Source organism: Halomicrococcus pelagicus, assembly GCF_051917725.1.
Classification (GTDB): domain Archaea; phylum Halobacteriota; class Halobacteria; order Halobacteriales; family Haladaptataceae; genus Halomicrococcus.
Map to the genome: position 1 here is coordinate 69,188 of NZ_JBQBLX010000010.1, position 21,202 is coordinate 90,389.

The following is a 21,202-nucleotide window of genomic DNA, read 5'->3' on the forward strand; positions in this document are numbered from 1 at the left end:
GCGTCGCGGTCGGTCTCACTCCTCGAATCGGTCGGCGAACCACTCCCACTCGCGGGAGTCGAACGGTAGCTCTCGCAGGTCCCAGGGGTCCGGGCTCTCCACGCGCTCGCCCCGGTGCGCCGACGTCACGACGTTGTAGAGCCACACGAGCTGGCCGACCCCGAGGACGTAGGCGAACACGGTCGCGACCTGCTGGAGTGGGGCGAATCGGGCGGGGTAGGTCGCCATCCGGCGCGGGAGGCCGGCCGCCCCGAACACGAGGAGGGGGACGAAGGTGCCGAGCGCGCCGACCGCCGAGAGCCAGAAGTGCAGGCGGGCGAGCCGGCGGTCGTACCATCGCCCGGCGAGCAGCGGGAACCAGTAGTAGCCCGCCGCGAACAGCGCGAACACCGACGTCCCGACGAGCATGAGGTGGAAGTGGCCGACGACGTAGTAGGTGCCGTGGAGGAGGCGGTCCACCGGCACCGCCGCGAGGAAGACCCCCGTCACGCCGCCGACGATAAAGTTCGCCACCGCGCCGAGACAGAACAGCATCGGCGCGACGAGCCGTATCCGGCCGTTCCACAGCGTCGCTATCCAGTTGAACGTCTTCACCGCGCTCGGCACGGCGATGGCGATGGAGACGGCCATGAAACTCGCCTGGAGCCGGGGGTCCATCCCCGTCGCGAACATGTGGTGGGCCCAGACGCCGAAGCTCAGGACGCCGATGGCCAGCGTCGAGTAGACGACGAACTGAAATCCGAACAGCCGGCGGCCCGCGAACCGCGGCAGCACGTAGCTCACGACGCCCATCGGTGGCAACACGAGGATGTACACCTCGGGGTGGCCGAAGAACCAGAACAGGTGCTGCCACAGCAGGGGGCCACCGCCCGGCGTCGTGAAGAAGGTCGTACCCAGGTTGCGGTCGAGCAGCAGCATCACGGCGGCGCTGCCGAGCACGGGGAACGCGAAGACGACGAGACCGCCCGTCACGAGCATCGTCCACGAGAAGACGTCGAGGTTCCGCCACGCGACCTCCCGCGAGGCGAGCACGGTGACGACGACGTTGATCGCGCCCGTGATGGTGCCGAGGCCGGAGAGGTGCAGACCGAGCAGGACGAGGTCGACGTCCGGGTTCGCCGTCTCGACGGACATCGGCGGGTAGAGCGTCCACCCGGTCGCGAGCGGGCCGAAGGCGTCGACGCCGAGCAGGTCGGTGACGATGCCGGCCCGCAACAGCAGGGCGGCGGGCGGCAACACCCAGAACGCGACGGCGTTCGCCCGGGGAAACGCCATGTCGTCCGCGCCGACGAGGATGGGCAGGAGGTAGTTCGCCAGGCCGAAGACGACCGGGCCGGCGAACAGGAACAGCATCGTCAACCCGTGGGTGGTGAAGAGGGCGTCGTAGGTGCCGGTCGGCCAGACGCCGGGCCGCGGCGAGAGGGCGTCCGTCCGGAGCATCATCGCGTCGAGCGCGCCGAGGAGCCCCGACGCGCTCCCGAACGCGAGATACAGCAGGCCGACGTCCCGGTGGTCGACGGTCGTCAGCCACCGACGGAGTCCGGGCGGTTTCCCGGCCATTCACGTTCGAACCCTCCTGGCGAACCGCAGGTACTCCCAGCAGCCGAGCAGGCCGACGCAGCTCGCGAGGCCGAACGCCAGTTCGGGGGCGACGCCGTACAGCAGTCCGCCGAGGAGCGGCGCGGGAGCCACGGCGACGCGCCGACCGACCCGGTAGGCGTCGAAGCTCGCGGGACCGGTCCGCGCCGCGAGCAGCGCCGCCCGCGCCGGCCGCGCGGCGAGGTACCAGCCGAGCGCGCCGAACAGCGCGGCGAGCGCGCCGAGCGCGGCGGGCACGGTGACGAAGAGCAACGGGAAGAGCGCGGCGGCGAGCAGTCCGGACCCCGCGACCGCCCGCGCCGCCGACCCGGCGTCGGCGTCGCCGCGCCGGACGAGTCGCGCGGCCGGCAGCGCTCCGAGGAGCGCGACCAGCGTCTCGACGCCGAGCAGGAGGGCGAACGTCGCCTCGGGCTGCAGTCGGACGCCGAGCACCGTCGCCGTGACCCGGCGCGAGTGGACGGTGACGACCACGAGGAAGACGGCGACCATCCCGACCGCGAACCGGACGAGCGCGTCGCCGACGAGCAGCGAGCGCGCGGCGGGCGGTACGTTCCGGAGTCGTTCGCGCGCCCGGGCGAGCGACGGCCGCGGTCGCACCTGCCGGACGTCCGGCCGGTCGCGCGACTCGTCCGGCGCGTCGAAGACGCCGACCGTCACCGCGGCCGTGAGGACGGCGGCCGCGGCGAGCGCGACCAGGACCTGGTACGCCGCGAGGAAGTCCGGCGCACCGACGAACAGGCCGGCGGCGACGCCGACCGCGCCGAGCAGGCCGACCCGCCGGGCGGTCACCGAACGGGCGCGTCCGCCGACGTCCGTCGCGGTCGCGCGCCGGGGAAGCGGCGCGAGCAGTCCCAGCGCGCCGGCGGGCCGCCAGAGGCACAGCGCGAGCAGACCGACGAGCACCCAGGTCCACGGTTCGAGCGCGAGGACGACCAGCGAGACGCCGCCGAGGTACGGCGCGGCCAGCCAGAGCGCGAGACCGCCGGCCGCGAACAGCGCGGCGGCGACCCGCTCGTGGCGGCCGACGACCGTCCGGAGCCGTCGGCGCGCGGCAGGAACCGCGAGGGTGGCCGCGACCGCGACGCTACCGTAGAGGCCGACCAGCCACGCCCGCGCGCCGAGGATTCGGAGGTACTCGGCGACGTAGCGCCCGGCGACGCCCACGAGCAGGTGCGCGCCGAGCGCCGCGAGCGCGGGGCGGCGGACGAGGGACGAAGCGGTTCTGTCGGTCATCGTTCGGTGTTAGCAAGTAGCACAACAGAGCGCGACGGCGGAGCCGTCGAGTGCCGACCGGAAGCGCCTACCGCAGTTCCCGGACCGCCTCGCGGAGTTCGTCGCCGGCGTCGCGAAGCGCGGCCCCGAATCCGCGCAGCGACTCGCCGACGTGGCCGAGCGCGCGGACGAGGTGGCCGCCGGCCCGCCGGAGCGCACCGCCGGCGCGCCAGACGCCGCCGGCGAGCGACGCGACGCCGCCGCCGACGGTGCGTCCCGCGGTGGCGACGTGGCCCAGCGCCAGTCGGACGTCGTAGTACGCGCTGCCCACGACGCCGGGGAACGCGACCAAGGCGTCACCGATGCGGTCGGGGCCGTAGGTGACGTACACCTGGCCGAGGAACAGGGGGGTGAGGAGGAGGTTCAGCGCGAGGGTGTACCCCTCGGGCGCGGTGCCGCCGACCTGGCCCTGCGGCGGGACGAGGCCGAGTCCCGCGAACAGGTAGTGGACGGTGACGCCTGCGACGACGCTCGCGACGAACATCGCGACGAACAGCACGGCCGCGACGCGGTCGCCGTAGTAGCGCCGGTAGGCGTTCACTATCGGCGGGATGATGAGGTCGGCGAAGACGAACGACAGCACGCTCCCGAACGCGATGCCGTTCTGCCACAGCACGAGCGCGAACGGGATGTTGCCCACCGAGCAGACGAACGTGGCGACGCCGACGAGGACGGCGATGACGCTGCTCGACAGCACCCAGGTGAACCCGGAGCCGCCCGTGCTGAACAGGGTCGTCCACCACGCCTGGGGGACCAGCGCCGCGACGAGACCGGCGACGAGGAAGCCGACGCCGATGTCCTCCCAGAGCATGTCCCACTCCTTGACGGTGCTCGTGGCCGCGCGAGTCCACGCGCGCCGCGAGGTGAGCCCTCCGCCCCCGCGGGCGACGCCGGTCGATTCTGTCGGTTTTTCCGGTTTGGACGTTTCGGACGATTCGGATGGTTTTGACGCGTCGGACGACTCCCGTCGGTTGCGGTACACCATCTCGCAGCCGCCACAGCAGAAGTACAGCGTCTCGCCGTCGGCGTCGAGGGTGGTCGTCTCCTCGTCGTCCGGCGGGGCGTCCATGCCGCAGGCGGCGCAGGTCGCGCCGTCGAGCGCGCGGGCGTGCTCACGTGCACGTTCGAACCAGCCGTCGGGCACCCGGCGGTAGATCGACGCGAGGACGACGACGGCGACGACGCCGCCGACGAAGTCCGCCGCGACGAACTGCCAGCCGAGCAGTATCCACATCACCAGGCCGAGTTCGACGACGAGGTCGGTCGCGGCGAACTGGAACGCTGCGAGGCTGGCGACCGGCGACGCGCCCTTCTTGAACAGCGTCTTCGCCGTCGCGATGGCCGAGAAGGAGCAACTGGAGGAGGCGATTCCGAACAGCGTGCCGAGGCCGACCTCTCGCCAGCCGTCGTCGCCGAGGTACCGGGTCATCTGACGTTCCGTGACGAACTCCTCGACCGCCCCCGTGAGCGTGAACCCGAGGACGAGCGCCCACCACGTCTCCCACGCCATGTCGAGCGCGAGCGCGAGACCACGCAGTAGCGAACCGAGTATCGTCATCGTGAATCGACGGAGAAGGGGTTGTTCGCGGCCGGGAGTTCATCCGCACTCGTCCGGGAGCGCGTCGTCCGGGCCGGGCACTCGTTCGACTGTACGACCTTCACGCACAAAAATTCTTGCATTAATTTCAAAATTTTAGTCTAGTTCTAGAAGTTTTCAAATGTGACGCTCGAGTATCGTTCCGTCGTCGCCGACCGCGACCGCGGGGTCGTCGGTACCGCTGAGGACGACGCCGCGCAGGGGGTTCTCCGCCGTCGTCGTCTCGCGCGTCCAGCCGTCCGTCGTCAGTCGAAACGTCGCGCCGGCGTCGCTGACCGCGAGCCCGCGGTTGCTGTCGCGGACGACCGCGAGCAGCGCGTCCTCGCCGGCGTCCGTCCGCGTCCAGGTGAACCCGTTGTAGTCGAAGACGGCTCCGTCGTCGCCGACCACGGCTATCTCGTCGGTGTGCAGCGGCGCGACGTCGTTGAGGTTCACGCCGCCGCGCTGGACCCCGATGCGCCGCCACGACTCGCCGGCGTCGATGGTCTGGAAGACGTTGCTCGACGTGTCGGCGACGAAGCCGAGTCCGCGTCCGGTGAACTCGACGCTGGTCGCGCTGGAACCGCTCCCCGGCTCGACCGGTTCGGTCCACTCCATCTTCCCGTTCGCGTGGCTCCCGCGGACCAGTTCGCCGGAGCCGTTGACGAGGTACACCCACTCGGCGTCCGCGAGGCCGACGACGGCGACGTCCTCCCAGGAACTCGTCTTCTCCATCGGCGCGGAGTGGTCGACGAGCTTCCGGTCGTCGACGTCGTAGACGCCGACGACGCCGCTGTCGCCCGCGAACCAGACGTGGCGGCCGTTGTCGGAGGCGGCCGCACCGACGAGCGCGTTCGCGGCCCCCGTCGGCCCCGTCGCGACCGCGACCTGCCAGTCGCCGTCCCGCCGCGCGATGACGCGCCCGTCCTCGCCGACGGCGTGCGGCCCGGCCTGGCTCGCGGTGACGTCGTACAGCGTGCCCTCCACGGGCGACGCGACGGCGATCCACTCCGCCTGCTCGCCGTCGTCGTCGACGCAGCCGGCGATCGCGACGCCGGCGGCGCTCGCGGCGGCCGTCCGGAGGAACTCGCGTCGCTCCGTCATCGTCGGCCGCTCGCGGGCGGCGCGAGCCACCTGTGGGCGGCCAGCGCCGCGGGTGCGGTCGTGACGGACGGTGTCGTCGTCGATACGTCTGGGGTCGAGTTGGAGTCGGCGTTCGGCATGATGGGATGGAGTCAGTCGAATCGGTCGCGGGCGTGGGGCGGGCGCTCGCCGGGCGGCGTGAACGCACCCGGTGCGGACGTGCGCTTGAGGACGGTCGCGACGCGGACGACGTAGGCGAACAGGATGGCGAACGGACTGAACGCTATCGCCAGCGTCACCGTCACGAGCACGAGCAGGACGAACTCGTCGACGATCGGCGGGTAGCCGGTCGCGTAAATCATGATGACCAGCGTCGAGACGAGGAACGCGGCGACGCCGCTGTAGGCGATGAGCCGCGAGAGGTGGGCCAGTTCCTGCTGGAGGTACATCGATTTGAAGTACTGGCGCGTCACGTCCACGGAGACGAAGAGTTCGCGGAGGTCGTCCAGCAGGTCCTCGGCGTCCGGCGGGAGTTCGTCGCGCGTCTGGATGCGGCGCGCGCGATTGCAGTCGGCCGAGTAGTTGTGGTTCAACACCGGCAACAGCACGGTCCAGAGTCGCAGCCCCCCGTCGTCGACCCGGTCGCAGACGGCGGCGGCGCGTTCGTCGACCGACGCCGCGTACTCGGTCACCTCCTCGCGGACCGCCCCGCTCGGACAGTCCGCGCAGGCGGCCTCCAGCGCCGTCGCGCGTTCGCCGACCGCGCGGAAGAGCACCCACAGGAACCCCGCGGGGTCCGTGGTGCTCACGTCGACGGGCGCCATCGCCTCGACGTCGTCGCGGAACCGGTTGACGTCGGCGACCTGTTCGCGCAGGCGCTCCGGCGTCCCGATCACGCGCGAGACGGTCAACTGGTTTATCGTCACGACGAGCGGGACGAACGAGAACAGCCCGGCGATGATGGTCGAGAACATCGTCGTCACGAACTCGCTCTCGCGGACGCCGATGACGTCCGTCAACCCGAGCACCAGCGACGCGACGAACACGCCGCCGACGAGACCGGCGACTATCGTCCCGCGGTCGGCCTCCAGCAGGAACCAGTGCCGCGCGCGGTGGCGGTTCTCTCGACTGCGGAGGACCGTGACGGCGATGGTGACGCCGACGAACAGCGCCCGCAGGACGACCGCGACGAGGCGTCCCGCGACCTGCAGGAGGTCGAGCGCGCCGAAGCCGTCGTCGGCCTGCTCGCTCGCGGCTGAGTCGTCCGTCATACGTGGATCGAGAGGCCGCTGGCGGGGAGTTCGGTGAGAAACAGTACCAGTGCGCCGATGACGGTGATGGCGACGAGCGTGCGCCGCAGCATGACGCTGCGGGTCTTCTGGAGGTCGGACCAGTTTCGCGGGTGGTAGCCGAAGTACCAGAGCGTGATGGTCGCGCCGAGGTTGATGGCGAGCACGTTGAGCAGGACGACCGCCAGCGACCCGGCGACGACCACCGGTCGCAGCCACGCGACGCCGACGCCCGTGATGCCGAGCGGCGGCATCACCGCCGCGGCTATCATCACGCCGACGAGCGACGTCACCCCGCTGGTCGAGAGGGAGACCGCGCCCGCGACGCCGGCACAGAGCGCGACGGCGACGAGCAGCATCGTCGGCGAGGTGTGGCTGCTCACTTCCAGGACCTCGGTGACGTCGAAGCCGTCCCCGCCGGCACCGGTGTATCTCACCAGTAGCGCGAACCCGACCGCCGACGCGACGGCGATGGCGGTGCCGGTCAGCTGGTAGCGAACGCTCGTCACGAACAGGTCCCGGTCGTCGATGACGGTCGAGACGCTCGTCGCCATCGACGGGCCGAGCAGGGGCGCGATGACCATCGATCCGACCATCACCGACCGCGACTCCAGCAGCACGCCCGCGGTGGCGACGATGGCGCTGATGGCCGTCAGGATGGTGTACACGACCGCGTTCGGGATGAGGTCGGCCGCTTTCGAGTGGAGCTCGCTGCGCGAGACGCGCTGGTAGCTGGCTACCCTGGCTCCGGCGGCCTCCTCGCCCCCGTCGTCGAACCGCGCCGAGACTATCGTCTCCGGGTTGTCGACGACGGTGTATATCTCGCTCGCGATGTCGCGCTCGGTGAGGCCGGTCTGGACGGACTCGACCCGATGGGCGGACACCGGGAAGGAGATGCGGGCGGTCGCGTCCGCGTCCCGGGTGTCGTCCGAGACGGTGTACTCCAGTCCCTCCTCTTCGAGGAACGCGACCGTCTCGGTGCGGGCCTTCTCCGACATCGCCATCACCTCCACGAGCCTCATGTCCTCGCGTGCCATCGCTCCCCTCGTCGCCCGCCCGTCCTCTTCACGAAGTGCCGTCTGCAGTACGGTCGTGAACCGTCGGTGGCTTCCGTCACAGCAGCGTGAGTTCGTCAGTCGTCGGTACGTCCCGGGCGTCCGTACCGAACGCCGCCTCGTAGAGGTCCACGACCGTCTGGCGAATCTCGTCGAGGCGGTCGCCGTCGTCGTTCGTACAGTCCGTGCCGCAGGTGGCGACGACGTCGTCGCACGCTACCTCCTCGAACTTGAGTCGGCCGCCACAACGCGGACAGCGCAACTCGACGTGCGCGTTCATCCAGTGGACGTCGAACCCGCGCCGGTCGAGGCGTTCGCCCAGGGCGAGCCAGACGTACATGTCCCACGCCATGTCGCCGCTCGCCGCGCGCTTGAGCCGGCTCAGTGCGATGGCCGCCTTCGGATACAGCGACGAATCGGCGTCTCGATGACGCTGGTGACAGCGTCTGAAGTAGTTGAAGATCGCTACCTTCGACGATCGGAGCGCACCGTTGGTGAGTTCCCCGTTCGGTTGCGTCTTGGCGGCGTGGTCGTCACCGACGCCGTGCCGGAGCGCGCGCCCCGTCTCGTCGTAGTGAACCTCGTCTGAGAGCTGTGCGCCGCTCTTTGGACAGAATGCGTGGCGTCCCTTCATAGTTGAACGAGAAGCAGCGGGCTGTTCAGCCGGGAGTCATCCGTGCTCGCGGGAGAGCACGTCGTCCGGGCTGGCGTATGACATATATTGCATTTGTATATTTAAGAAAGCTTCGAGAGTATGAAAATAATATTATTTTCCAGCGACTAAACTGCAGTAAAGGACGCAAGACGTATCGACGTTCGTCGCAACGAGACACTGACACTAACCGCTACTCCGGACTGCGAGTACCCGGGAGCTACAGTCGGTCGCGGAGATACTCGACCGCTTCGTCGCGGGGGACCTGCTCCTCTTCGCCGGACTCCATCTCCTGCACCGTGACGACGCCCTCCTCCAGGTCGCGCTCGCCGACGACGAGCACGTAACTCGCGTTGATTCGGTCGGCGTATCCGAACTGCTCGCCGACGCTGCGACTCGTGAGGTCCGTCTCGACCTCGAACCCCTCGCGACGGAGGTCCATCGCGTACTCCAGGCCGATCTCGCGAACCGAGTCGGAGACGGCGAGCACGTACGCGTCCGTCGAGAGCGCCTCCGTCGGCCAGTTACCCGTCTCTTCGAGCAGCAGCGTCGTCGTCGAGTAACCGAAGCCGAAGCCGACCGCAGGCACCTCCTGGTCGCCGAACTCGCCGATGAGTCCGTCGTAGCGTCCGCCGCCGAACAGCGAGCGCAGGTCCCTGTTCGTGGCGAACGCCTCGAAGACGAGGCCCGTGTAGTAGTCCATCCCGCGGACGATGGAGAGGTCGAGCGTGCAGGCGTCGGCGACGCCGTAGCCCGCCAGCGCGTCGTGGAGGTCGTGCATGCGCTCGACGGCCGTCTCGGCTCGCTCGTCGTCCGGCGCTTTCGCCGAGAGTTCGACGAGCGACTCCTCGATGGGACCGCTGATAGCGGTTATCTCGTCTATCTCCTCCGCGGTCGCGCGGTCGAGGCCCTCGGCCTGGAGCTGGCCGAGGAACTCCTCGCGGCTTATCTTCTCTTTCTTGTCGACGATGCGCATCACTTCCTCGCGAGTCTCGTCGGGCGCGTCGTCGTCCTCGCCGACGTGCAGCGACTCCAGCAGGGCGTCGAGCAACTGGCGGTCGTTCAGTTTGAACTCGACGTGGTCGTCGACGCCGAGCTTCTCGAAGACGGTCGCGGCGCAGGCGATGATTTCGGCGTCGGCTTCGACGCTCTCGACGCCGAAGATGTCGACGTCGGTCTGGAAGAACTCGCGGTCGCGGCCCTTCTGGACCGCCTCGTAGCGCCACCGTTTGCTGGTGTCGAACCACTTGATAGGCGTCCCGAGGTCCTTGCGCTTCTGGACGAGTCGAGCGCGCGTCGGCGTCTGCTCGGGGAGCAGCGTGACCTCGCGGCCGCCCTTGTCCTCGAAACTGTACGTCTGCTCGACGATCTCTTCGCCGGATTTCACCCGGAAGAGGTCGGTCGGCTCCACGCTCGGTGCGTCTATCTCCCGGAAGCCGAACTCCCGGGCCGTCTCCTCGACGGTGTCGATGACCTCGCGCCAGGCGGCCCACTCCTCCGGGTACCGGTCGTAAAAACCCTTGAGACTGTCGAAGTCGTCCATGTTCCCGGATTCGAAGGCGAACGATTTACTTCTGGCTATCTCGTCGGAGTCGCGTTCGCCGCCGTCGCCCGGACCGGTCTGAGACGCCGATGGGAGAGACACGTCACGCGCGGGCGCGCTCGCTCTCCGACGCGCGCTCGCCGAACGCGAAGAAACCGCCGTCGGTCGTGGTCGTCGTGGCCGTCTCGGTCGATTCGTTCGCGGTCGTGGCGTTCGTCGTCGTCGTCTCTGTCGTCGTAGCGGCGACCGTATCGGTGGTCGTCGCAGTAGTCGGCGTACTGGTCGTCGACGTGGTCGTGGTGGGCGTCGACGTTCCGGTCGTCGGCGTGTTCGTCGTCGCAGTGGTCGACGTGCTCGTGGTGGTGTCTACCGTCGTGGTCGGAGTCGCAGTCGTCGCTTCGGTCGTGGTCGAAGCAGAGAAAAGAGAGAAACCGTCGGTCTGTGTCGTGGTCGTCGTCGGGGGTGGAATCGTCGTGTCGGTGAACGCGTTCGTGGTCGTTCCGGCGGTCGTGCCGCCGGTGGTCGTCGACGTATTCGTGGTCGTGGTGGTCGTCGTCGTAGTCGTCGTGGTAGTGGCCGTCGTGCTCGTCGTGGTTGTGGTCGTGGGCGGGGTCGTCGTGGTGGTGGTCGTCGTCGTCGGCGGTGAGGTCGTGGTGGTCGTGGTCGTTGGGGGAGACGTCGTGGTAGTCGTGGTGGTCGGCGGACTCGTGGTGGTGTCGGGCGGCGTGGTCGACGTGTCGGGTGGCGTCGAGCTATCCGGTGGTTCCGTCGTCTCTTCGGGGGGTGTCGTCTCTTCGGCCGACGTGGTCGAGGTCGTTTCGCCGGGCGACGACGTGGGCTGATCCGTCGTCGGGCCGGGGTCGGTCGTCGGCTGTTCGGGGCCTCCGTCGCCGTCGAATCCGCCGAGCCCGATGCCGGGGTCGAGGAACGCGAAGCCAACGCCGGCGACGAACAGCAGAATGCCGGCGACGACCAGCAGTTTCTGTATCGAGTCGGTTCCGGGTTCTATTGACATGTTTTTGACGTATCGTCGGAGCGTTTCGGCGTGCGAGCCGACCGGTGCTGGGAAGTTAGAGAGCGTTCGGAGCACTTCACAGACGCCGAGTGCCCCGGTCGCGAACGCGAAGAAGAGGTAGACACCGAGGCCAAGCGGCGGGACCACGACGAGCGAGAGCGGGACGCTGACGCCGGCGACGACGACGTGCAGGTCGACCAGCCGCGCGAGGGCGAAGATGGGCACCGCTGCCAGCGCCGTCGTCGCGGCGACGCGGCCCAGGCGAGCGTCCGAGAGGGGGTCGAAGCCGACCCGCCGCGCGCTCCAGAGATGCAACAGGAACATCGAGCCGTAGCCGACGCTCGTCGCGACCGCCGCGCCGTGCATCCCGTAGCGGGGGATGAGCAGGGCGTTCAGTCCGAAGTTGATGCCCGCCGCCGTGCCGGTAGCGATGATCGGGGACTTCAGGTCGCCTTTCCCCTGGCTGATGGCGAGGATGGGACGGGCGACGGCGAACCCGAGCGCGCCCGGTAGCAGGAGGATGAGCGGCGTCACCGCCGGCAGGAACTCGGCACCGAGATACACCGGGACGGCGACCTCCGCCAGCGCGGCCAGCCCGAGCGCCATCACGCCCGTCAGCAGGAACGTGTACCGCGTCGTGCGAGCGGTGAGCTTCGATATCTTCTCCGTGCGGTCGTTCGACCACAGCTCCGACGTGGAGTGGACGAACACCGTCTGGAGCGCCAGCGGGACGAACCAGAGGAACTCCGCCAGCTCCAGCGCGCCGCGGTAGTAGCCGACCTGTTTGCTGGCGTCCTCCAGCGAGAGCTGGAGCATCAGGATGTCTATCTTGTACAGCGACATCAGGAAGAGGATGAGGACGATGGACAGCGAGTTGAACGTCAGCATCTGGCGGCGCGGGAACCGCGAGGGCGTCGACTCGAAGATGCGACCGAGCGACCCCTGCCGGCTGACGAGCACGAGGCCGACGACGGCCACGGCGGTGCCCGCGGCTATCTTCCCCGCGAGCGCACCGGCGACGCCGAAGTCGAAGTAGACGAGGGGGATAGCGACGCCGACGAACGCCACCTTCTGGACGACCTTCAGCGGCTCGGAGTAGCGTTCGAGACCGAACCCCATCAGCGTCTTGCGGGCGTACTCCCGGAACTGGTCGGTCACCACGAGCACAGCGAGGACGTAGAAGTACACCTCGAACTCGTCGCCGAGCGTCGCGGCGACGAGACCGCTCCACGCAGCTAGCGCCAGCAGGGCCGACCCCGCGACCGCCAGCACCAGCGCCAACCGGAAGTAGAAGCCGACGACGTGGGACTCCCAGTCGGCTATCGCGCGGTCCTCCGCGATGAACTTCCGGACGCCGTCGCTCACGCCGGAGCTCACGAGAATCATGAACAGAGAGAACACCGAGAGGACGGTGGTGTAGATGCCGATACCCGTCGGTCCCAGTAGTCGGTAGAGGATGGGCGTCGTCAGGACGCCGATGACCAGTGTGAGGACCTTCGTGCTGGCGACCGAGAGGACCCCACTCAGAATGCTACGCTGCACTGGATCACCACCGGCGACCTGCGGGACTCTCGTTGGGGCGACACTCGCTCCCCAGTTATCTCTACGTAGGCTTTATTATACACCGACTAGACTGGGACGAGTTCGCAGGCGAGAACGCCGCACGCGCGAATAAATGCCGAGAATCAGGCGGACCAGTCGTTGGCCCAGAGTTTGAGGTCCTCGGAGCCGCGGTTCTCGATGCCGCCGGCGATGGTGCTCTTCTTGATGTACACGCCGTGACCAGTGTCGTAGAGGAGGACGGCCTCGTTCGGCGGAGCGGCGTCGGCGTAGACGTTCTCGACCCAGGTGTCGTCACCGTGGTTGATGAGCGCCCGCTCGTTCCCCAGATACTTGCCGCCGACGAGCGTGCAGTCGTTTCCGTGTACCTCGATGGCCCGGCGACGACTGGAGCCCCGCTGGTCGACGTTCAGGTCGCGGAAGACGCTGCCGTCGCGGTCGGTCCGGATGGCCGCCCGCGCACTCTCGTGGCCGCCGTCGCCGACGAACGTGCAGTTCTCGACGTGTACGTCGTCCGCGCCGGACTGCGCCCAGAGCGAGAAGCCGCCCGGCGCTTCGTGCTCGAACGTGGTGTGTTTGATGCGAGCGAAGTCGGTGTTGTCGCTGATGAGGAGACCGTGAACGACGTCGCCCCCGCTGGTCCGGATTCGCGAGTTCTCAAGCAGGAACGCGCCGACGCCGAACGTCTTGATGGCCTCGCCGTTCGGATCGGTGACGCGGATGTCACAGTTCTGGACTCGGACGTAGTTGCTGTTCTCGACGCGGATGGCGTGCTGGTTACCCCAGCCGCGGGCGTCGTCGACGATGGCGGTCGCGTTCCGGACGATGCTGTCCTCGCCGCCGATGCGGATGCCAGCGGTCTGGCTGTTCTTGTACGTGCCGCCGTCGACGATGACCTGACCGGAGCCGTCGGCAGCGTAGAGTCCGTTGTCCGGGAAGTCGCCGAGTTCACAGTCCTCGAAGGTCATCGTGCCCTTGTTGGTGTTACAGAGGATACCGGTGGGGCCGCGCCAGAGTTCGTCGGCCGGCGCGTTGGACGTCCAGTTGCCTCCGCGGGGTGCGCGGAAGTTCCGTACGCGACCGCTGCCGTCGGGGTCCGTCATGACGAACCGTCCCGGTCCCCACGCACCGCTGTCGTGACGGCCGTGAATCTTGACGTTGTCGACGAACATGTCGTCGCTGATGGCCGCTTCGAGCACGCGAACGCCGGTGTCGTCGGCGGTCATGTCGACGTGGATGTTCTTGAACAGGAGTTCGCGACCGGGGTTGTAGGAGATGCCGAGGCGGAACAGTTTGTGGTTCCAGTCGTCGCCGTCGTCGAAGTCGTGGTAGTTGTCGGGAACGAGCGTAACGTTCCACTGGCCGATGATGCCGAAGTTGTCGAACCCGGTGAATCGGAACTGGCGGTTCATCCGGTAGCGTCCCGGCGGGAACACCAGTATCGTGTCGTCACCGGCGTACTCCTCCAGCTGCGGGTTGATGGGCTCGTTGCCGTTCGGGTCCGCGCCCGCGTCCTCGACCATGTTCACGACCGTACTGTAGTCGTCGAGATACGGGCTGGACCAGCCGGCGCTCGCGCGCCCCGTCATTCCCCGAGAGGCGGCGGCGCACAGCCCGGCGGCGCTGACGCCTTTCAAGAACGTTCGCCGCTTCGAGTTCGACTGCCCATCGTCACCTTCTCCGAGTGTGTCGATTGTCCGTTTCATTCTGGATCGTAGCGTGTTCTGATAGCCATCACATGACTGACGCGTATCGGTGTGTATCGAGGAATCCGCACTTCCTCGTACGTGACGGCCAACAGAGATATCTATCATGACAACCCTGCCAAAGTCTGTGCATTAACCTGTCCACCCTTTAAGTTTAGACGGGGTGAAAGCACGCGCTACGGCGCGGCGAGAAAGGTAAAAAATCGCTCAGTGTCAGAAAACGTCTGCTTTGCTCCAGCAGTACGGAACCCGCGGAGGGCTCCGGTCTCGACGGGTCAGTACGATTCGAGCGCTTCGGCGTAGAGGTGGGCGACGTCCACGCAGACTCGCTCCCAGGTGAACTGCGCGGCGTGGGCCTCGATGGCGTCGCGGTCCCAGTCCTCGCCGAGCGCCCGGACGATGGCGTCCGCGAGGTCGGCGTGGTCTTCCGGACTGTCCACGAGGAAGCCGTACTCCTCGGAGGTGACGACTTCTTCGCTACCGCCGTTGTACGTCGAGACGACCGGCGACCCGCAGGCCATCGCCTCCAGCTGGACGAGGCCGAAGCTCTCGCTGTAGCTCGGCAGAACGAACGCGTCGCAGGCGCTCAGCCAGTGTTTGAGGTCGTCGGTGTCGACGTACCCGAGCAGGTGAACGTTGTCTTCGAGCCCCAGCTCCTCGATCTGCTCCTCCAGCTGGCCGCGCATGCCGCCGTGGCCGCCGATAGCGCAGGTCACGTCCCCTGCTCGCTCGACGACGTCCGGGAGCACGTCGATGAGGTGGTGGAACCCCTTGCGTTCCTTCAGGTGACCGAGCGCGAACAGCAGGTTCTCGTCGGGGTCGACGCCGAGTTCCGCCCTGGCTTCGCGCTTCGGGACGCGCCGGATGCGGTCCGTGCTGAACCCGTTGGGAACGTAGTAGACGTCGTCGTTGAACTGCTGGAGCGCGGCGTTGTCGCGGCGGTTGACCCGGATGATGGCGTCGGCGTCTCGCCAGGTGCGGTCTATCTTGTCGTTGCTCGACTCTAGCTGGTCGACGAACAGCTCGCGGTTCTCGTGGACAGTGAGCAGGAACGGGACGTCGAGTTCGTGCTTGAGGACGCTGCCGACGTAGCCCGCGGTCCAGGTCATGTGACAGTGTATCAGGTCGAACTCGACGGGGAGGTCGTCGAGGACCTTCTTCGCCCGTCGGGCGTGCTGGTCGCCGAGGAACCGCCGATGGAGGTCGAGCGGGAGATAGAGCAGCGGCGTGCTGACGACGGTGACGTTGTCGGGTTTGTTCTCGCGGTTTATCTTCGCACTCCGGCTGAACGGCTTGGCGTAGTCGATGGGGAGATACTCGGAGACGTCGGCGAACCGGTTGTAGCGGACGAGGACGTACACCTCCTCGAAGTAGTCGGCGAGTACGTCCACCTGGCCCTTGACGAAGTGGTTGTAGCTGTGGGAGACGACGAGCAAGTTCCGGTCCGAGAGCGCGTCCAGGTCGTGGTCCCGTGGCACGTTCCCGAAGTCCAGGGGATCGTCGGCCCGGGTTCGCGTGTCGCTCGACATACTGGACCGTTGGCAACCGCCGGTGTTTATTATCGGGTGTATAACGCCGCGGCCGCGAACCCAGGCCGACCGCGTGCTCGCCGGTCATCGCGCCGGTCGGCTGGGGTCTTCCCCGGCGCCCAGGGTCCGCCGGAGGTCGGGAAGCGACCGCCTGACGGCGGCAGTGTGGAGCTTACTGGCGCTTTACGCGGCTTATAATTAATCCGTAGAGTACCAACGATAGTCGCGTGTTAGGGGGTGAACTCGCCGCCGACGCGACGGCGAACACGGCATGAACACGGACGGACTCCTCACGGTCGGCATCGCCCTGTGTTGCGTCTTCGCGCTCGGAACTGCCGCATCGACGCTCGGGTCGTCGGTGTCGACCGACCCGGACGAGGTCGTCGACGCCGACGAACAGCCGCTGCCCATCGAGCCGGACACGGCGGGCGATCTGAAGCGGCAGGCCCAGTCGAAGCAGTCCCAGGCGGCGAGCGCCGGGTCGGACGACCGGGACAGCAGCGCCAGCGCCGACCAGCAGGACAGCGCGAGCGCCAGCGCGAACGCGAACCGGCAGCGACGGTCGAGCGTCTCCTCGCTCCTCGACGACCTGATAGCGCTCCTGCGGTGGCTGCTGGAACAGCTGCGGCTGGCGCTGGCGCTGGTCGCGTTCGCCGCCGGCGTGGTCGTCGGCGTCCGAATTCGCGGCCGACTGCTCGCGTCGACCGCCGACGCGGACGGTGCGACGTCCGACCGGCCGACTGCCCCCGATCCGTCGAACGAGGTCGAGCGAGCGTGGTGGGCGATGGTCGACGCCGTCGGCGTCGAGGACGCCCGGACCAAGACCCCCCGCGAATGCGCCGACGCGGCCGTCGCGGCGGGCGCCGACGACGACGCCGTCGCGGCGCTGACCCGGACGTTCGAGGCGGTACGGTACGGCGGCGCGCCGGTGACCGACGACCGGGCGAACAGGGCCCGACGGAGCGCCGAGGAGGTGGCCGGATGAACCGCCGGCGCGTCCTGTTCGGACTGGCCGGTGCGGTCGCGCTCGGCATCGCCGTCGGCGGCGTCGCCGTCGCGATTCCGCTCCGGACGGTCGTCGACGCCGTCGCCAACGACTACGTCCTCGTGGCCGCCATCGCCGTCGTCGGCCTGGTGGTCGCGACGGCCGCGCTGGTCACCGGACGCGCGAGCAACGTCGAACAGGCGGCGATGCCGACGCCGGAGGAACCGACCAGCGTCCCGCCGCCGGGCCGGGAGTTCGACGCGGCGCTCGACTCCTGGCGGTTCCGACTCCCGCTGGTCGGCCGCAGGCGTCGCGCGGCCGTCCGCGAGCGACTCGAGGCGACCGCCGTCGCGACAGTCAGCCGCGAGCGGAACTGCTCGCGCGAGGTCGCCCGCAAACTCGTCGCGACCGGCGAGTGGACCGACGACCCCCTGGTCGCGGCGTATCTCGGTACCGTGGCGAACGAGGCGGGTGTGGTGAGCCGGGCGGTCGGTCGCGCGGCGGCGCTGCTGGCGGGCGAGACGTGGCACGAGCGCTGCGCTCGCCGGACGGCCGAAGCCATCGCGGAGCGGGGGGAGTGGACGTGACGACCGAGACGAACCGCTGGCGCGGCGTCGTCGGCCTCGCGCTCGCGGCGAGCGCGACTGCGCTCGTCGCCGACCGTCCCGGACTCCTGCTCGTGGCCGTTCTCGGGGTCGCGTTCGCGGCCTATCCCCGTCTCGCGAGGACGCCGGACCCCGACGTTCGCGTCGAGCGGCGGCTGAGCGACGCGAACCCGCGACCTGGCGACGAGGTGACGGTGACCGTCACCGTGACGAACGAGGGCGGGGTCCTGCCGGACGTCCGCGTCGTCGACGGCGTTCCCGCGCTACTGGCAGTCACCGGTGGCTCTCCGCGGACGGGGACGGTCCTGTGGCCCGGTCGCTCGGTCAGTTTCACGTACCGCGTGACCGCCAAGCACGGTCGACACTCCTTCGAGCCGACGACGGTCGTCGCCCGGGACCTGAGCGGCGCGCACGAGGTCGAGACGAGCGTCGCGGTCGACACCGAGATAGACTGCACCACGGCCGACGCCGACGGTCCGCTGCGCGACCAGACGCTCGACGACGTGGGGAGCGTCGTCGCCGACCGGGGTGCCAGCGGCGTCGAGTTCTCCCGGACGCGCGAGTACCGCCCCGGCGACGCGATGAGCCGCATCGACTGGAACCGCTACGCCCGCACCGGCGAGCTGACGACCGTCGAGTACCGCTCCGACGAGGCCGCGACGGTCGTCCTGCTCGTCGACGCTCGCCCGAGCGCCTACCGCGCCGCCGGGGACGGACCACACGCGGTCGCCCACGGCGTCTCGGCGGCCGAACAGCTGCTCGGTTCGCTGCATCGGAACCGCAACCTGGTCGGTCTCGCCGCCGTCGGCCGCGAGTCCTGCTGGCTGGCCCCGGGCGCGGGCCGTGACCACCGCGTCGAAGCCCGGCACCTGCTCGCCACCCATCCCGCGTTCACCTCGACGCCGCCGGACGACGTCGACGAGCGGCGCGACCGCGAGCGCGTCGACCTGGATGCCCAGATCGAACAGCTCCGCGGACGCCTCCCCGACGGTGCGCAGGTCCTGCTGCTCTCGCCGCTGCTCGACGACGACGTCGTCGATGCGGCCCGCCACCTCGACGCCCACGGTCACCGCGTGAGCGCCGTCAGCGTGGACGTGACGGGCGACGACAGCGTCGGCCAGCGCCTCGCCGCCGTCGAGCGCCGGAACCGCGTGTCGCGGCTCCGGTCGGCCGGCCTCCCGGTCGTAGAGTGGCAGACGGACACGCCGCTGGTCGCGGCGCTGCTCGACCGACCCCAGGAGGTGGAGTCGGCGTGAGCACCCCAGGAAGCCGCGTCACCGCGGCCCGGCGGCCGACGCGGCTGGCGAGCGCGCTCGCGGTCGGAGCGGCGCTCGTCGGGGCGTGGCGACTCGGCGCGTCCCCGCTCGCACTCGGCGTCGCCGCCGTCGGAATCGCCGCGTTCGCCGCCGGTACCGGTCTCGTTCGCGGGGGGCGACGCCTGCCCGGCGCGTTCGTCTCGGTCGCCGGCATCGGGGCGTGCGCGGCCGCCGTCGCGCTCGCCGCCGCCGCCGTCGACCAGCTAAGCGGCCACCTCCGCCTGCTCCCGGCCGTCCTCGGCGTCCTCGTCCTCGGAGTCGCGCTGGCGCCCGTCGGGGGAACTGGCTCCCGCGAACTGGTCCGGGCCGGGACCGGACTGGTCTACCTCTCGACGCTCGTCTCCGCCGTGTTCCAGACCGTCGCGCTCGGGGGACTACTGCTCGCCGGCGCGGCGGCCATCGTCGCGTGGGACGCCGGCGAACACGCCGTCTCCGTGGGCGACCATCTGGGGCGACGGGCCGGAACGACCGAGGTCGAGGTCGTCCACGTCGCCGGTTCGGTCGGCGTCGCGGTTCTCGCAATCGCGGCGGCCCGAGTCGCGGGCGGCGTCGGTCTCTCGGGGCTGTCGCTCGCGTCGCTGGCGCTCGTGCTCGTCGCCGTCCTCCTGTTGCTCGTCGCGCTGCACGAGTGACGGCACCGTCGCGGGTTCGGAACTCGGCGGAGTCGACGCGACGCCCGGTAGCACCGTCGAGTCGCGCGACGGCGTCGGTCGGCGACCGTCGGCGAACGCCGTCTCGAGTGCCGGACTCGGGGATTCAGGTCTTCCGTCGCTTAGGAAGTCGATAATAAAGGACCGAGGGGACGGACGTGTACGCAAAAATGGCCCCGACTGTGAGCGTCATCGTACCGACGTACAACCGGGCAGACGCGCTGCCGCGGACTATCGAGAGCGTCCTCGGCCAGACCCTGGAAGATTTGGAACTCATCGTGGTCGACGACGCCTCGCAGGACGACACGCCTGCGGTGGTGGCGTCCTACGACGACGACCGCGTCCAGTTCGTCCAGCACGACGAGAACCAGGGGGCGAGCGCCGCGCGCAACACCGGCATCGAGCGCGCCGAGGGGGAGTACGTGGCGTTTCTCGACTCCGACGACATCTGGCTCCCGACGAAACTCGAAAAGCAAGTGCTGACGCTGGAGATGCGGTCGGACGACTGGGTCGCCGCCTACTGCAAGGCCGAGACGGTCCACCCGGACGGCCAGCACCCCGTGGTGAAGTGGGTGACCGAACTGATCTCCCGGCGTAACGAGACCGAGGGCGCGGAGGGCGGCGAGGAACTCATCGGCCCCGTCCTCAGCGACGACCTCCACACCAGCGCCGGGTCGACCCTGCTGGTCGAGCGCGAGGTCGCCGAACGAATCGGTGGGTTCGACGAGTCGTTCGACCGCTTCCAGGACCCCGAGTTCCTCATCCGCGTCCTCAGGGAGGGGAAACTCGCCTGCGTCGACGAACCGCTGCTGTTGCGCTACGAGACGGGCGAACCGTCGGCCGACGCGGTCCGCGAGGCCGACGAGCACTTCCGCCGGACGTTCGCCGACACGGTCGAGCACCTGGAACGCCAGGGCGTCGACGTGACGGGCGCGCACCACTACATCCTGGCGCGACGCTACATCGACGAGGGCCAGTTCCGGACGGGCCTGCGCTACCTGCGGTCGGCGCGACCGCCCACGCCCCGGCAGTATCCCGGACTGCTGATGAACGTCTACTCCGGCGTCCGCAAACGACTCGGGTGACACGTGGGGTACGAACACTACTACCTCGGACTCTCGATGGCGGCGACGCTGCTGTTCGGGTGTACGCTGCTGAACGTCGGACCGCTAGCCGCGCTGTCACCGGCCACCTCGACCGGCGTGGTCATCGTCGCGTTCACCGCACTCACCATCGTCCACTCCCTGTTCGACAGTTCTTGACACAGTACGACGAACGAAATCTCCATTATAATTTCTCCCGTCATATAGCCGACGTTTACGTCCGTTCATACCGTACAATCGCCCGACGTAAACGGATTGCAACGGCTCGAAACAACCCGCGAGAATCTCCCCGGTTTAAGATGTCCGCATGTCTGGCCACTGGTGAGAAGTCATGAGCGTCACCACCGAAACTCTCTCCGAAGACGCCCCCGAGCTGCCTTCCGAAGAAACGCCGACCGAACTACCGAAGGACAAGATATTCCACATCCTCCAGACCCAGCGCCGGCGCGACGCGCTCCGCTATCTCAAGGCCAACGAGGGACCCGTAGAGATGCGGGCGCTGGCCGAGCAGGTGGCGGCGTGGGAGAACGACACGACGGTGGCTGCCCTCTCCTCCGACGAGCGCCAGCGCGTGTACATCGCTCTCTACCAGTCTCACCTCCCGAAACTCGACGAGGAGGGCGTCATCGACTACAACCAGAGCCGGGGCATCGTCGAACGAGGG

Annotated in this window: 18 protein-coding genes; 7 read left to right on the plus strand and 11 right to left on the minus strand. The window is 68.8% G+C overall.

Going from position 1 to position 21,202, the window contains the following annotated elements; translation table 11 throughout:
- Window positions 1-15 precede the first annotated feature (15 nt).
- The 11 genes from ACTF4R_RS21030 to ACTF4R_RS21080 form a co-directional block, all read right to left on the minus strand.
- Window positions 16-1,560 (minus strand): cbb3-type cytochrome c oxidase subunit I, encoded by a 1,545-nt coding sequence (locus tag ACTF4R_RS21030; protein ID WP_440010585.1) that lies wholly within the window; start codon window positions 1,558-1,560, stop codon window positions 16-18.
- Window positions 1,561-2,832 carry a hypothetical protein gene (locus ACTF4R_RS21035; protein WP_440010586.1) on the minus strand — a complete coding sequence of 424 codons (1,272 nt, stop codon included), beginning with the start codon at window positions 2,830-2,832 and terminating at the stop codon, window positions 1,561-1,563. It lies immediately after the preceding gene.
- Between the two features lie 67 nt (window positions 2,833-2,899).
- Complete coding sequence (locus ACTF4R_RS21040) at window positions 2,900-4,429, minus strand: permease (RefSeq protein ID WP_440010588.1); 1,530 nt, start codon at window positions 4,427-4,429, stop codon at window positions 2,900-2,902.
- A 156-nt stretch (window positions 4,430-4,585) separates the two neighbouring features.
- Entirely contained in the window at window positions 4,586-5,551 is a 966-nt protein-coding gene (locus ACTF4R_RS21045; protein WP_440010590.1) for a WD40/YVTN/BNR-like repeat-containing protein, read from the minus strand.
- A 131-nt stretch (window positions 5,552-5,682) separates the two neighbouring features.
- A complete protein-coding gene (locus tag ACTF4R_RS21050; RefSeq protein WP_440010592.1) occupies window positions 5,683-6,801 on the minus strand; it encodes a DUF7972 family membrane protein in 1,119 nt (372 codons plus the stop codon).
- Entirely contained in the window at window positions 6,798-7,856 is a 1,059-nt protein-coding gene (locus tag ACTF4R_RS21055) for a TIGR00341 family protein (protein WP_440010594.1), read from the minus strand. Before ACTF4R_RS21055 ends, ACTF4R_RS21050 begins: the two co-directional genes overlap by 4 nt.
- 76 nt (window positions 7,857-7,932) lie before the next feature.
- Window positions 7,933-8,508, minus strand: a complete 576-nt coding sequence (locus ACTF4R_RS21060; RefSeq protein WP_440010596.1) for a hypothetical protein — start codon at window positions 8,506-8,508, stop codon at window positions 7,933-7,935.
- A 238-nt stretch (window positions 8,509-8,746) separates the two neighbouring features.
- Window positions 8,747-10,069, minus strand: a complete 1,323-nt coding sequence (hisS, locus tag ACTF4R_RS21065; protein WP_440010598.1) for a histidine--tRNA ligase — start codon at window positions 10,067-10,069, stop codon at window positions 8,747-8,749.
- 103 nt (window positions 10,070-10,172) lie between these two features.
- Window positions 10,173-12,626 carry a flippase gene (locus ACTF4R_RS21070; RefSeq protein WP_440010600.1) on the minus strand — a complete coding sequence of 818 codons (2,454 nt, stop codon included), beginning with the start codon at window positions 12,624-12,626 and terminating at the stop codon, window positions 10,173-10,175.
- Between the two features lie 143 nt (window positions 12,627-12,769).
- Entirely contained in the window at window positions 12,770-14,350 is a 1,581-nt protein-coding gene (locus ACTF4R_RS21075; protein WP_440010602.1) for a right-handed parallel beta-helix repeat-containing protein, read from the minus strand.
- 275 nt (window positions 14,351-14,625) lie between these two features.
- Window positions 14,626-15,879, minus strand: a complete 1,254-nt coding sequence (locus tag ACTF4R_RS21080; protein ID WP_440010603.1) for a glycosyltransferase — start codon at window positions 15,877-15,879, stop codon at window positions 14,626-14,628.
- A gap of 271 nt (window positions 15,880-16,150) precedes the next feature.
- On the opposite strand from ACTF4R_RS21080, the gene ACTF4R_RS21085 reads away from it, so the two are divergent.
- The 7 genes from ACTF4R_RS21085 to ACTF4R_RS21115 form a co-directional block, all read left to right on the plus strand.
- A complete protein-coding gene (locus ACTF4R_RS21085) occupies window positions 16,151-16,864 on the plus strand; it encodes a DUF4129 domain-containing protein (protein WP_440010606.1) in 714 nt (237 codons plus the stop codon).
- Entirely contained in the window at window positions 16,861-17,451 is a 591-nt protein-coding gene (locus tag ACTF4R_RS21090; protein ID WP_440010607.1) for a DUF7269 family protein, read from the plus strand. The genes ACTF4R_RS21085 and ACTF4R_RS21090 overlap by 4 nt, the downstream gene beginning before the upstream one ends.
- Window positions 17,448-18,725 (plus strand): DUF58 domain-containing protein, encoded by a 1,278-nt coding sequence (locus ACTF4R_RS21095; RefSeq protein ID WP_440010609.1) that lies wholly within the window; start codon window positions 17,448-17,450, stop codon window positions 18,723-18,725. Before ACTF4R_RS21090 ends, ACTF4R_RS21095 begins: the two co-directional genes overlap by 4 nt.
- Complete coding sequence (locus ACTF4R_RS21100) at window positions 18,722-19,417, plus strand: DUF7519 family protein (RefSeq protein ID WP_440010611.1); 696 nt, start codon at window positions 18,722-18,724, stop codon at window positions 19,415-19,417. Before ACTF4R_RS21095 ends, ACTF4R_RS21100 begins: the two co-directional genes overlap by 4 nt.
- Window positions 19,418-19,605: 188 nt before the next feature.
- A complete protein-coding gene (locus ACTF4R_RS21105) occupies window positions 19,606-20,520 on the plus strand; it encodes a glycosyltransferase family 2 protein (RefSeq protein ID WP_440010613.1) in 915 nt (304 codons plus the stop codon).
- A 3-nt stretch (window positions 20,521-20,523) separates the two neighbouring features.
- The gene (locus ACTF4R_RS21110) at window positions 20,524-20,697 is read left to right on the plus strand and encodes a hypothetical protein (protein WP_440010616.1); all 174 of its coding nucleotides are present in this window, start codon (window positions 20,524-20,526) and stop codon (window positions 20,695-20,697) included.
- A 172-nt stretch (window positions 20,698-20,869) separates the two neighbouring features.
- The coding region (locus tag ACTF4R_RS21115) for a DUF7344 domain-containing protein (RefSeq protein ID WP_440010618.1) at window positions 20,870-21,202 on the plus strand (333 nt) is incomplete at its 3' end.

Bases quoted from the DNA above. Each gene is read 5' to 3' on its own strand.
- ACTF4R_RS21030 (WP_440010585.1), bottom strand. From the start codon at position 1,560: ATGGCCGGGAAACCGCCCGGACTCCGTCGGTGGCTGACGACCGTCGAC.
- ACTF4R_RS21035 (WP_440010586.1), bottom strand. From the start codon at position 2,832: ATGACCGACAGAACCGCTTCGTCCCTCGTCCGCCGCCCCGCGCTCGCG.
- ACTF4R_RS21040 (WP_440010588.1), bottom strand. From the start codon at position 4,429: ATGACGATACTCGGTTCGCTACTGCGTGGTCTCGCGCTCGCGCTCGAC.
- ACTF4R_RS21045 (WP_440010590.1), bottom strand. From the start codon at position 5,551: ATGACGGAGCGACGCGAGTTCCTCCGGACGGCCGCCGCGAGCGCCGCC.
- ACTF4R_RS21050 (WP_440010592.1), bottom strand. From the start codon at position 6,801: ATGACGGACGACTCAGCCGCGAGCGAGCAGGCCGACGACGGCTTCGGC.
- ACTF4R_RS21055 (WP_440010594.1), bottom strand. From the start codon at position 7,856: ATGGCACGCGAGGACATGAGGCTCGTGGAGGTGATGGCGATGTCGGAG.
- ACTF4R_RS21060 (WP_440010596.1), bottom strand. From the start codon at position 8,508: ATGAAGGGACGCCACGCATTCTGTCCAAAGAGCGGCGCACAGCTCTCA.
- hisS (WP_440010598.1), bottom strand. From the start codon at position 10,069: ATGGACGACTTCGACAGTCTCAAGGGTTTTTACGACCGGTACCCGGAG.
- ACTF4R_RS21075 (WP_440010602.1), bottom strand. From the start codon at position 14,350: ATGAAACGGACAATCGACACACTCGGAGAAGGTGACGATGGGCAGTCG.
- ACTF4R_RS21080 (WP_440010603.1), bottom strand. From the start codon at position 15,879: ATGTCGAGCGACACGCGAACCCGGGCCGACGATCCCCTGGACTTCGGG.
- ACTF4R_RS21085 (WP_440010606.1), top strand. From the start codon at position 16,151: ATGAACACGGACGGACTCCTCACGGTCGGCATCGCCCTGTGTTGCGTC.
- ACTF4R_RS21090 (WP_440010607.1), top strand. From the start codon at position 16,861: ATGAACCGCCGGCGCGTCCTGTTCGGACTGGCCGGTGCGGTCGCGCTC.
- ACTF4R_RS21105 (WP_440010613.1), top strand. From the start codon at position 19,606: ATGGCCCCGACTGTGAGCGTCATCGTACCGACGTACAACCGGGCAGAC.